The following is a 12,026-nucleotide window of genomic DNA, read 5'->3' on the forward strand; positions in this document are numbered from 1 at the left end:
GCAAACGTTATGTTAATTTTTTTGTGTTTTTTCTATACAAAAATGATGAAGGAGAGTTAGGCGTGCTGAGAAGCGAGGCGCTTCAAGCCTTGCTCATACTTTACTCGCCACCATTTCAGACTTATACCAATTGCCACGAAACATGTTGCCCACAAGCCGACTAGTGCAGGGACAAACGCGTTGCTTAGTCCATTCACAAAGCCTACAGGAGAGAACATCAGGTAAAGCGTTGCGATAAGGCCAACAAGCACGATGGCGCAGGGAATGGCATAGCGCCATGGCGTCATATTGACTTCAGCCTTTGCAGTGAAATGCCATGGAGTAGTCATTGGGTAGAGCCTGCCTATAGTCAACATAATAGCCAATTCAATAGCGAACAAAATGGCGTAGATATGGATAAAGTTAATATCGACTTCCCATACGAACTTAAGCAGTCCATAGGCAATTACGTGGAAGATAATCGCGACTTTTGCCGCCAGCGCAGGAACGCGTTTTGTAAATAGGCCAACAAGCACAATAGTGATAACGGGAATATTGTAAAAGCCGGTAAATATGCGAATGATTTGCCACAATCCTTCAGGGGCAAACATAAGCAGCGGCGCCGTGATAAAAGAGAGCACAGCAATAACAATACTGGTGATCTTGGCAACGCGAATAAGCTTTTCGTCGCTCACTTTGTCTTTTTTGAAGGGTTTGTATACGTCTAAGCAAAATAGGGTGGCAGCACTGTTAAGCAGTGAATTAAAAGAGCTAAACACCGCACCAAGCAATACTGCTAAAAAGAAACCCGACAAATACTGTGGGAGTACATCTTTTACTAAATGAGGGTAGGCAAGGTCGATAGTTTGAAGGTTTTCGTCTTGATATAAGTGATAAGCAATCACGCCTGGTAACATCATCATAAAGGGCACAAGCACTTTAAAATAGCCAGAGAACAACACCCCTTTTTGGCCTTCAACCAGATTTTTAGCGCCTAAGGTTCGCTGAATTACGTATTGGTTAGTACCCCAGTAAAACAAATTGGCTAAAATCATACCCGTGAAAATAGTACCAAAAGGAACAGGGTCGTCGGGACCACCTATAGCATTGAGCTTTTCAGTTTCCGTTGTAGCAATAGTAGATAGACCTTGGCTAAAGCTGCCGTCGCCTAAGGCCACCAAGCCAAGAACGGGAACCAATAAACCCACAATTAAAAGGCCAACTCCATTAATCGTGTCTGATACGGCTACCGCTTTTAAACCACCGAAAATGGCATAGAGAGCGCCAATCGTACCGACTATGACGATGGTAAGTACCAGTCCCACCTCATAGCTTACATTGAAAAGCCCGGGTACATCAAAAAGCCTAAGCACGGCAATAGAGCCAGAGTAAAGCACCGATGGAATGGTAACTAACGAATACCCCACCATAAACAAAACTACCGTCATTCTGCGAACGCTATCGTCGAAACGGTCGCGTAAAAACTCAGGTAGGGTGGAGAAAGCGCCTGCTAAGTAACGAGGCAAGAAAATAAGCGCCATAATAATGGTAGAGATACCGGCGGTAACTTCCCACGCCATAGCGCTTAAGTTATACCCAAAGGCAGAGCCATTTAATCCAATAAGCTGCTCTGCGGAAAGATTGGTAAGGATCATGGACCCAGCAATAAAAGTGCCGGTCAACCCTCTTCCTGCAAGGAAGTAACCGTCTTGCGTGTTTACTTCCCCTTTTGTTTTCATGTAAGAAATAACGGCAACCAGTGCCATAAATGCCATGCATGACAATAGGGTAAGGGTGATATCCATGAACTGCTCCTATGCGCTACGCTGGCCAATGTGTGGTGTTCGACATATCCATATCGGTATGTTGAACATCTGGGCCCATTACAATGCGACTGCCTTTTTGGATGAACACCGCCACATCGTTAAGCGCAAGTATTTCTTCTCTGTATTGCTCACCCTGCACGACTTCTTCGGTACCAAAACGTATCCATTCACCTTTTGGTAAGTAGTATTTAATTTTTCCGCCGGGCACCACGCAAGGCACAACAAGTAGGTCATCACCGCACATAAATTGTTGTTCAAAACCATGCGAGAGCGGCTGTTCAGGGAAGGCTAAAGCCATGGCGCGCTGAACCGGAAGTCCTGTTTGTGATGCTTTTTCTGCGGTTTCCTTTAGGTATGGAATAAGCTTATATCTTAGCTTAAGGGCCTCAAATACTGCATTGGAAGCGGCATCGCCGTAGGACCAGGGTTCACGAGGGCCAATACCGTGCAATCGCATGTGGGCACTAAACACTGACGCTTGTGCCCATCTTACGTAAAGTTCGGCATCTCGGGTGTCTTTGTAAAACCCGCCTATATCGGTAGCGAAAAACGGCCCGCCTGACATACCCCAAGACAAACTGCCACGAATGCTTGCTGCAAGGCCATGCCAGTCGGCTTGCGGGTCACCGCCCCACTGCGATGGGTAACGCTGACTTCCCGTCCAAGCTGAGCGACTGAATAAGAATGGACCTGTTTTACAGTAAGCGTCGGCAGCCTCGTAAACACAACGGTTGTAGAGCATACTGTACACGTTATGTAGGCGATTGCCTGAATCACCGCTATACGACAGCATATTGTCGTCTTCCAACTGTTCGCCAAAGTCGGCCTTTATCATATCTACGCCAAGGTCAAATAAAGGTTTGTGCGACGTTTTCCAAAACTCGTAAGCTTCAGGGTTGGTAAAGTCTAAAATACCTGAGTCTGGCAAAGGCGTAAGTACTTCACCAAATGGGCTTAAGTCCCACGCATAGCGGTACGCTTCGCCAGTGCGTTTATCCTTTATCAGCCAACCCTTTTCGGCCGCCTTTTTGTAAAGGGGGTTTTTCACTGAAATCATGGGGTATTCCCATACGCAAATCTTAAAGCCTAACGCTTTAAGTTCATCAATAACCGGTTGAGGATCGGCGTAGCGTTTAGGGTCCCACTCAAAAGCAAAGCGGGTATCTGTGTCTTGCCATGCGCGACCATCAAGGGTAATAACATCGCAAGGCATATTCTTTTCGCGCACTTCGCGGGCAACGGCGAGTAGCTCGTCGGCGTCTTTATAATACGCTTTAGACAGGATTACGCCTAAGCTCCATGTTGGAGGTGTTGGCGCAAAGCCTGTTAACTCACTGTAGGTTTGAAGGCATTTAGCTGGCGAGTCTTGATGGAACAAGAACATGTCGAGTAGGTTATCTTCTACTAAGCACACGTAAGCTCGCTGTGACCAAAGTGCGTAGCCGACTCCATGGGTGACTGGCGCTGGAGTGTGCACAAATAAATTCCAGCCTTCAGGACTCCATGCGTAAGGTGTATTTTTATAAGACTTTTCGGCGTTTACGCCTAAAGCGTCGTGGTTGTATGAGCGAATTAGCTGGCCGCGTTTATCAAGCTTGCCCCATTTCTCTCCAAGACCATAAACGGCTTCGTCGTAGCTAAGCTCTAAACTTACTAACCAACCTTTGTCGGTTTTAGCGAATGGCGGCAAGCGATGCTGACGTACAAAGTGGCCGTCGGTGGCGCTTTGCTGAACTAAAACGTCATTTTTATACAGCTTGAAATGAAGAGGTGCGGCAAAAACTTCTAATCGATAATCGCCTGCTGCCAGGGTGCTGTGAGACTGATCACCGGAAAGTACTAGCGATAGCCTCTCCGGCGCTTGAGTAAGCATACCAAAATCATCTGCTGCATTTACGTTACTTTGAATGCGTAAACCAAACTGACTAATACTTAGACTCAACTCACCATATTGGGTGGGGACAATAAGTGTCTTATCATCCGACAAAAAGGGCTGCTCAGTAATGTCAGCGGCTTTAATATCGTTCCATTCTGGCTCATTTACACAAAACGCGTTACTCATTTCTACATTACCCTTTATGTCTTATATAAGACATAAGTTAATGAAATGTAACTTGGGTGTCAATCTGCAATTAGAAAATTATGAAGATTTAGATCCGCGTTCACTATCAAGCCGTCTTATATACTGATATTTTGGACAATAAGGGTTACGCCACTTAATGCAAGCATGGTTAAGGCTAACAGTCGAACAGCGGCAGCGGATACGCGAGCAGCGAGAATTCGTCCTAATCGCGTGAAAATTAAAATGACGGGAATGGCAAAAACAGCAGACAGAAACACTTCTGTTGAAGGCAAAGTACCAAACGGTATTATGGCAAGGCGTATAAGTGAGGTAACACTAAATACGGCCAGCAGCGTTATCCTGATTTCATTAATTGGCCAGGTTTGTCGATAACACTGAAATACCACAGGTGGGCCAAAAGTAGAAAAAAGACCGCCTAGCAATCCACCTAGAGCGCCAGCGATAGAAAAACCGTATGCGCGACCAGATGGCTGTGTCCGCTTTCTTTTTATTAATAAAAGGCCACAGCAGCTGAGAATAGCCAAGCCAAGCAGTAAATTGAGCCAAGTTGCCATCCCAACGGACAGGTATTCCAACAATGCGTAGCCTACCGCCATAAATGGTATACCGCTAACCAGTATAATAGTGAAAGCACGTCTATTTATTTGCTCCGTGTTTTTCACTACTAAGCTGATGGAATTGAAAAGACTTAGAAAACTCACCATAAAGGTGGTCGCCGTAAGCGGCAAGATGCCGAATAACGTAAAGCTTGATACCACCATAAGGCCAAAACCAAAACCGCTTAAGGTCTGTAGCAGTGTCGCAAGCCCCAATAGCGCAAACATGGGAAGCAGTGTTTCCAAAAGCATCACGTGTAATTCCTGCAATGTATGTGATTTATATCAAAAGTGCGCTATAACTCTTGTGTATGATATAACAACAAAAATTAAGCGTTTAGGTTAGGGTTCATGTCTTCATCTCAATTCGATCACAAACTCAGCGGTCCAAGTCTTGCCTTTCAGCCGCTGTATCAACAAGTCGCTGAATACATTAAGCAGCTTATTGTCGAGCGCCGTTGGCAACCAGGCGAGATGCTACCTAGTGAGTTTAAGCTTGCTGACGAATTCAATGTTAGCCAAGGAACCGTTCGCAAAGCGCTAACATTGCTGACAGATACCAAAATTGTAACCCGTCGTCAGGGGGTCGGTACATTTGTTTCTGAGCATACGGCACAAGATGCGCTGTTTCGTTTCTTTCCGTTACAAGCTGACGGAAAAGGTGCTGACCTACCCAAAGCTGAACTGTTAAGTAAAGAGCTGGTCGAGCCAATTGAAAGTGTCCAAACTGCACTATCAATTACCGCTAAAGACAAAGTAGTGAAGCTTAAGCGTAGGCGAATTCTCGATAACGAATTTTGTATGCTTGAAACTATTTATTTACCGTCTAAGCGATTTCCTGACATCGAGAAGCGAGAAGATATTCCGCATACTCTGTATCATTTTTATCAAACGGACTACAACCAAACTGTATTTAAGACCCGTGACAGCATTAAAGCGGTTTTGGCCTCAAAAAGTGATGCAAAAAGCTTAGGTATCGAAAAAGGAATGCCGTTACTTATGGTTACGCGCGTCACTGAGTCTATTGACGGTAAACTCATTGAATATCGTGAAAGCAAATGTAGAACTGACCACTACCATTACCAAGTTGAACTTGATTAATCCTTTGCTATCAACGCCAAACTGTTCAACCACAACGTTTTAAACGTCCGTTCCTATCAAATTGTTTCTTACCGACTCTCGAACACCTAGCATAACAAGGTAACGCTTTACCTTGTTATGCCACCGCAAGACATTTCTTTTTATTGCACTCCAAACTTTTCATTAAGTTTGTTAACACTTTGTTGACATCGGTATATCTGTGTAATAACTTATGTCTTATACAAGACTAAAGTTTGAAGCTAAAGTTATACAAGAGCATACTGCAAAAGTAAACCGCGGCTTTTTATCTTTGCAGTACGTTTAAGAGAAAGTCCGTACTAGCTTAAAGCAACGAATTCTAAGGTGAATGAAACAATGAATAAGATACCAGAGGTAGGTTTTGGTTTTTGGAAGGTCGATACTGCCATATGTGCGGAAACCACGTACCAAGCGATTAAGGCTGGCTATCGACACTTAGATTGTGCCGCTGATTACGGCAATGAAAAGGAAGTGGGTGAAGGCATTAAGCGAGCGATTGATGAAGGCTTGTGCACCAGAGAAGAGCTTTGGGTTACTTCAAAACTATGGAATACCTTTCACGCCCCTGAGCACGTGGGTCTTGCTTTAGAGAAAACCTTGTCAGACTTACAGTTAGATTATGTAGACTTATACCTGATCCATTTCCCGATAGCGCAGAAATTTGTGCCTATCGAGACCCGTTATCCACCAGAATGGTTTTACGAACCTGATGTTGCCGAGCCTAAAATGGAACTCGCGCCTGTACCTTTGCATAAGACATGGGAGGCAATGGAGTCGCTTGCCGATAGCGGAAAAGCAAAACAAATTGGTGTGTGTAATTACAACACCGGTTTGCTTAACGACCTGATGAGCTATGCGCGTATTAAGCCAGCCATGCTGCAAATTGAATCTCACCCGTACCTTACGCAAGAGCGACTAATTCGTTTGGCAAAAGACTATGGACTGGAGGTGACGGCCTTCTCTCCGCTAGGTGCCTTATCTTATCTAGAGCTTGAAATGGCTGATCAGACGGAATCAGTGCTTGAGCAAAGCGTAGTAAAAGCCGCGGCAGAAGCCCATGGTAAAACGCCCGCGCAGGTTGTCTTGCGTTGGGGAATTCAGCGCGGTAACGCCATCATTCCAAAAACGTCAAAAGTTGAGCGTATGAAAGAAAACCTCGCACTTTTTGACTTCTCACTCAGCGACAGTGAAATGCAGGCAATATCTGCATTGAACGTAAATCGCAGATTTAACGATCCAGGGCACTTCTGCGAAGCTGCCTTTAACCGTTTCCACCCTATTTACGACTAGGAGTTAGCTATGAAAAACGTCAATGACAGCTCTGCGGTAGCCTACGCAAGTGTACCTACTCAGCACAATTATAACGGCGGTGTGTTCCCTGAAATAGTCGTGAACAACGAGGGTTGTACAACGGTAGAAGAGACCGTTGCATTTGTAAAAGCAAATCAATCAGAGCTTGAAGCAAAACTTGCAAAGTCGGGAGCACTACTTTTCCGAGGGTTTCCAATTGATTCCGCAGAGACCTTTGACGTTTTCTCAGCAGGCTTCGGCTATCCTAACTTTACCTATCAGGAGTCGTTGTCTAATGCAGTGCGTATTAACTTTACTGAGCGCGTATTCACAGCAAATGAAGCGCCGAAAGACGTAGAAATTTTTCTACATCATGAAATGGCGCAGACGCCTATTTCACCTAGCAAGCTGTTTTTCTTTTGTAAGACTGCAGCGGATGAGGGGGGAGCAACGCCTTTATGTCGCTCCGACAAATTGTTTGAAGCATTGAAGGAAGAAAATCCTGCGCTTGCTAAAGACTTTAAAGAGAAAGGCCTTAAATATACGACTACTATGCCAGCAGCCAATGATGCCAACTCTGGCCAAGGAAGAAGCTGGAAAAGCACGCTAAGCGTTGAGTCATTAGAAGAGGCAGAAGCTAAATTAAAAGAGTTAGGATACACCTGGCAATGGTTGGAGGATGGTAGTCTAAGAGCCATTACGCCTGTCTTACCTGCGGTTATCGAACTTAGTGATGGCTCAGAAGTGTTCTATAACCAGCTAATAGCTGCGTATATGGGATGGAAAGGCGTAAGGGAAAACCCGTCGTCGGCAATTACTTTTGGCGATGGAAGTGCAATTCCTAAAGCCGGTTTAGAGCGCGTTGCAGAACTGTCTGAAACTTACACCTTTGACTTAGAGTGGCAAGATGGTGACGTGGCTATTGTTGACAATTACCGTGCAATGCATGGCCGCCGCCCTTATTCTGGCGAGCGAAAGCGCGTAGTGCTTGTTGCGCTTGTGGCCTCAGAGCGATAAAAGAAAATGAACGATATAGCAGTAAAATGTAAAAATATTTGGCCCGGGCTGGGAATTGCAACCATTACCGGTATGGCGGCGCTCTTTTTGAGTGAGCATTACAACGCCCCTGCTATGTTGTTCGCATTACTTTTAGGTATGGCCGTATCGTTTTTGTATCAGAACGATACGCCCTGTGCGTGTGGTATCGATTTCACGGCAAGTACTCTTCTTCGCGCTGGAGTTGTTCTGCTTGGTCTACGCATTGCGCTAGGTGACTTAGCGGTACTTGGGTGGCAGACCGCTCTTATGCTGGCCGCTGCCATACTCACAACAATTATTGTCGGAGTGGGTCTCGCCAAATTACTCGGGTTACAAAAGCGTTTTGGTGCATTAACGGGAGGCTCAGTAGCCATTTGTGGTGCGTCTGCGGCTCTCGCCATTTCCACCATTCTTCCCAAGGGAGAAAACCACGAAAGAGACACGTTGCTGACGGTTATTGGCGTAACCGCTATGTCGACCATCGCCATGGTGCTCTACCCAATTGTGGCGGCGCAGTTGGGCATGAATGATACGGAAGCTGGCATTTTCTTAGGCGGCACTATTCACGATGTGGCGCAAGTTGTGGGGGCAGGTTACTCGGTGTCTGACAGTGCAGGCGACATGGCGACACTGACCAAGCTGGTACGAGTAGCCATGCTAATGCCAGTGGTACTCATTATGATGATTGCCATTAAACACTTTTACAAAGCCAAAAGTCAGGCTGACGGGGCGCAAGTGCCTAAAATGCCGATGTTTCTAGTTGGCTTTATTGTACTTATGTTACTCAACAGCTTTGTAACCCTACCCGAAGTAGTTATTGAGACGGGGACCCAGATATCACGCTTCTTCTTAGTCGTTTCAATTACGGCAATCGGTATGAAGTCTAACCTTGGTAAGTTAGCCGAAGTCGGTATGCTGCCAATTGTAATGATTGTGGCAGAAACGCTGTGGATTGCACTGCTTATATTGGGCTATTTGTTCGCAATATAGTGGGATTTTTTGCGCGATTTATCACAATTATTCTTAATGCACTCTTAATACACAAAGCACTCAATGACGAGGTGGTAGCAGTGAAAAAACATGGCCTTCACGAACTGTACGCTAAGGACCCTGTAAAGGCCGACGAACAGGTTTTTCAGCGAACTAGCAACGCGCTGACTCGGCGTGGTTTTATCAAAGGTCTGAAGTCTCTGTCTTTGCTACTTGGTGCTGAAGTCGTTTACGGTCAGTTCATGCCAGCAGGACTTATTCCCGCTGCATTTGCTCAGTCGAACACGCCTTTTTCTATCGAGGGAAAAGACGGGCTAACAATACTTAACGACCGGCCAATTAACGCTGAAACACCAGCGCACTTACTTGATGATGCGGTTACGCCTGCCTCTCGATTTTTCGTAAGGAATAATGGTATTCCCCCGCAAAAGCCAGACGCGAGTACGTGGACGCTTACTATTGAAGGGGAGTCGGCCGAGCAGTCAAAAACCTTCACGTTGGAAGAGCTCAAAACCCAATTCAAACATTACTCATACCAACTAACGCTGGAATGCGGCGGTAATGGACGTGCCGAGTTCTCGCCAGCAGCGACGGGGAACCAATGGACTACCGGAGCTGTGGGATGCCCTAAATGGACAGGTGTAAGGCTTAAAGATGTACTCACGTCAGTGGGCGTAAAAGATAGCGCTGTTTACATTGGCTATTATGGTGATGACCAGCATTTAAGCCGTACACCGGGCAAAGCGGCTATTTCTCGCGGGGTGCCGATAAACAAAGCGATGGAAGATGAGTCGTTGATTGCGTGGGCGATGAATGATGAACCTCTGCCTTTAATGAATGGCTATCCGCTCCGACTGGTTTTTGGTGGTTGGCCAGCGTCTACGTCTGGTAAGTGGCTTAAGAAGATAGTGGTCAGAGACCGCGTGCATGACGGTGCAAAAATGCTGGGCAAAGCGTACCGACTCCCTTGTAAACCCGTTGCTCCGGGGGCGAAAGTAGCCGATGAAGATATGTGTATCATTGAAGCTATGCCTATTAAGTCACTCATTACTTTTCCACAGTCGGGCACTGATCATCCTTTGGCCAAGAAACTAAGCGTGCGCGGTCATGCATGGAGTGGTGAGGGTAAAGTGGCTGAAGTGTACACATCTATTGATTTCGGACAAACGTGGCAAATAGCAGAGCTCACGCTACCCGTAAATAGACATGCATGGCAGCAATTCACTACAAAAATAGCCTTTCCTCAACAAGGTTATTTCGAAATATGGGCCAAAGCCGTAGATGAAAATGGAAAATCACAACCTATGGTATTGCCAGGCTGGAATCCAAAAGGCTACTTAAACAATGCCTGCCATCGCATTGCTGTGCGGGTTGTGTAAAACACATGGTACCGAGTAACGTGTTTGAGATATGGAGCGCTCGCATGCGCCATCTATTCGTTTTTGTTTCTATTATGGCAGGGTTAGTTAGCACACCACTGGTTGCGGCCATCAATGAAAGTAGCGATAAAAATAGCGGCTCAAGTATGCATTCCGCTGATGCCACGACTGTGTCTGTTGACCCCCAGTCAGGTCTTACTGTAGCGCCGGGCTATAATCTAGTGGTTGCACACTGTAGCGCATGCCATTCGCCTTCACTAATTACACAGAACGCAATGAGCAGAGAGAGATGGCTTGAAACTATTCGATGGATGCAAGACACGCAAAAGCTATGGCCATTAGGTGATGCAGAGCCCGCTATCCTAGACTATCTGGCGTTGTGGTATGGTCCTAAAAAAGGCGCCCGTCGCCCGCCCCTAGAGCCGCATCTACTGCCACAAAAATAAAGCTCGTCTCAACCGAGCGTTTTATTTCATCAGTTTTTCAATATTCCGCCGATACTCATAGCATAACGCTACTTCAGACTAATAGTTAAATGGTCTGGATATCTGTTAATCTGAACAAAATAACTCTATAAAAAACATATCGGTAACCACACATGTTTGTATCTCGCAGTAAATACGAAGAAAAAGAAGCGCAAGTACGTAAACTAGAAGCAAGAGTGCAAGAAGCCTTAGACAAAATTGACGTTTTAGAGGCAGAAAATAGTGAACTCATTAATGCCATTGAGGCTGCAAACGGCCAGTATGCATCGTCGAACGATTCCGTTGTAATGAAGTGCATCGTTGATGCAATGCGTCAATTAGAAGGTATTCGTGAAACGGTGTTGGCTACTTATCAACGTATCGATGCTGAGAACCAGTCTGTTGCTAATATTAATGAGTTGTTTAGTGATTCTGCGACTACATTAAGCAAAATTGTTACCGACATGAGCGGGCTTAATGTCCAAATGGGCAGCATGAGCGAACGTATATCGGGGCTATCAACAACAGCAGATAACATTAATAAATTTGTTACTACTATTACGAGTATTTCTGACCAAACTAACTTACTTGCGCTAAACGCTGCTATCGAAGCTGCGCGAGCAGGCGATGCAGGCCGCGGGTTTAGTGTTGTTGCTGATGAAGTACGTGCATTGGCGACAGAAACCAACAAATCAGCAACAGAAGTATCTGAGTTGGTGAACGGTATAATTCAGTCTACTTCCAAAGCGGTTTCAGGTGTCAATGAACTGCGCGGAAACAACGAGCAGCTAGAGACCGGCATTAATCAGCTAAATGGCAGCTACGAAGTTATGGTGCAACACTGTGACAGTATGAAGTCCACCATTAGCGAAGGCGCAATTGCTACGTTCATTCAAACAGTAAAATTGGATCATGTAGTGTGGAAGGCCGAGGTTTATGCAGTGCTGTGCGGCTACAGCAATAAATCTGTGGCGGACTTTGGCGATCATAAGAACTGCCGCCTTGGGCAGTGGTATAGTGACAATGCTAACAAAGCAATTGGCCAAACAACGGCATTCAGAGAGATTGAAGCGCCGCATGCAAAAGTGCATAGTAGCGGTATCGCTGCCGTTCTAGCTAAACAAAATGGCAACAATGCTGAGGCAGATGCTAAGCTTATGGAAATGGAACAAGCCAGTGAGAGAGTACTAACACTACTTGATAGGCTAGTTAGCTAGCGCCCGTAGAGCCTTGCGGTTCAACTGGCCCTATTGAAAAGCGTG

10 protein-coding genes are annotated in these 12,026 nt (G+C 45.7%); 7 read left to right on the forward strand and 3 right to left on the reverse strand.

The window, feature by feature from the left end; all coding sequences use genetic code 11:
* Window positions 1-56: 56 nt before the first annotated feature.
* From NO989_RS00580 to NO989_RS00590, 3 genes are all read right to left on the reverse strand, one after another.
* Complete coding sequence (locus NO989_RS00580) at window positions 57-1,784, reverse strand: solute:sodium symporter family transporter (protein ID WP_014951135.1); 1,728 nt, start codon at window positions 1,782-1,784, stop codon at window positions 57-59.
* Window positions 1,785-1,800: 16 nt separating this feature from the next.
* Window positions 1,801-3,867, reverse strand: coding sequence for an alpha-xylosidase (locus NO989_RS00585; protein ID WP_321824909.1), 2,067 nt, complete (start codon window positions 3,865-3,867; stop codon window positions 1,801-1,803).
* Between the two features lie 116 nt (window positions 3,868-3,983).
* Window positions 3,984-4,736, reverse strand: a complete 753-nt coding sequence (locus NO989_RS00590; protein ID WP_014951133.1) for a TSUP family transporter — start codon at window positions 4,734-4,736, stop codon at window positions 3,984-3,986.
* Between the two features lie 99 nt (window positions 4,737-4,835).
* Here NO989_RS00590 and NO989_RS00595 point away from each other — a divergent pair, with 99 nt between their 5' ends.
* The 7 genes from NO989_RS00595 (at window position 4,836) to NO989_RS00625 (ending at window position 11,981) form a co-directional block, all read left to right on the forward strand.
* A complete protein-coding gene (locus NO989_RS00595; protein WP_014951132.1) occupies window positions 4,836-5,585 on the forward strand; it encodes a GntR family transcriptional regulator in 750 nt (249 codons plus the stop codon).
* Between the two features lie 354 nt (window positions 5,586-5,939).
* The gene (locus NO989_RS00600; protein WP_014951131.1) at window positions 5,940-6,893 is read left to right on the forward strand and encodes an aldo/keto reductase; all 954 of its coding nucleotides are present in this window, start codon (window positions 5,940-5,942) and stop codon (window positions 6,891-6,893) included.
* Between the two features lie 9 nt (window positions 6,894-6,902).
* Window positions 6,903-7,910, forward strand: a complete 1,008-nt coding sequence (locus NO989_RS00605; RefSeq protein ID WP_014951130.1) for a TauD/TfdA family dioxygenase — start codon at window positions 6,903-6,905, stop codon at window positions 7,908-7,910.
* Between the two features lie 6 nt (window positions 7,911-7,916).
* On the forward strand, window positions 7,917-8,921 hold the full coding sequence (locus NO989_RS00610) for a YeiH family protein (protein WP_014951129.1): 1,005 nt from the start codon (window positions 7,917-7,919) through the stop codon (window positions 8,919-8,921).
* On the forward strand, window positions 8,921-10,300 hold the full coding sequence (locus tag NO989_RS00615) for a sulfite oxidase (RefSeq protein WP_014951128.1): 1,380 nt from the start codon (window positions 8,921-8,923) through the stop codon (window positions 10,298-10,300). The genes NO989_RS00610 and NO989_RS00615 overlap by 1 nt, the downstream gene beginning before the upstream one ends.
* Before the next feature lie 44 nt (window positions 10,301-10,344).
* Window positions 10,345-10,746, forward strand: a complete 402-nt coding sequence (locus NO989_RS00620) for a hypothetical protein (RefSeq protein WP_348670361.1) — start codon at window positions 10,345-10,347, stop codon at window positions 10,744-10,746.
* Between the two features lie 152 nt (window positions 10,747-10,898).
* The gene (locus NO989_RS00625; RefSeq protein ID WP_348670360.1) at window positions 10,899-11,981 is read left to right on the forward strand and encodes a methyl-accepting chemotaxis protein; all 1,083 of its coding nucleotides are present in this window, start codon (window positions 10,899-10,901) and stop codon (window positions 11,979-11,981) included.
* Window positions 11,982-12,026 lie beyond the last annotated feature (45 nt).

Origin of the sequence: Alteromonas sp. DY56-G5 (assembly GCF_041414725.1) — a bacterium.
In the GTDB taxonomy this organism is placed as follows: domain Bacteria; phylum Pseudomonadota; class Gammaproteobacteria; order Enterobacterales; family Alteromonadaceae; genus Alteromonas; species Alteromonas macleodii.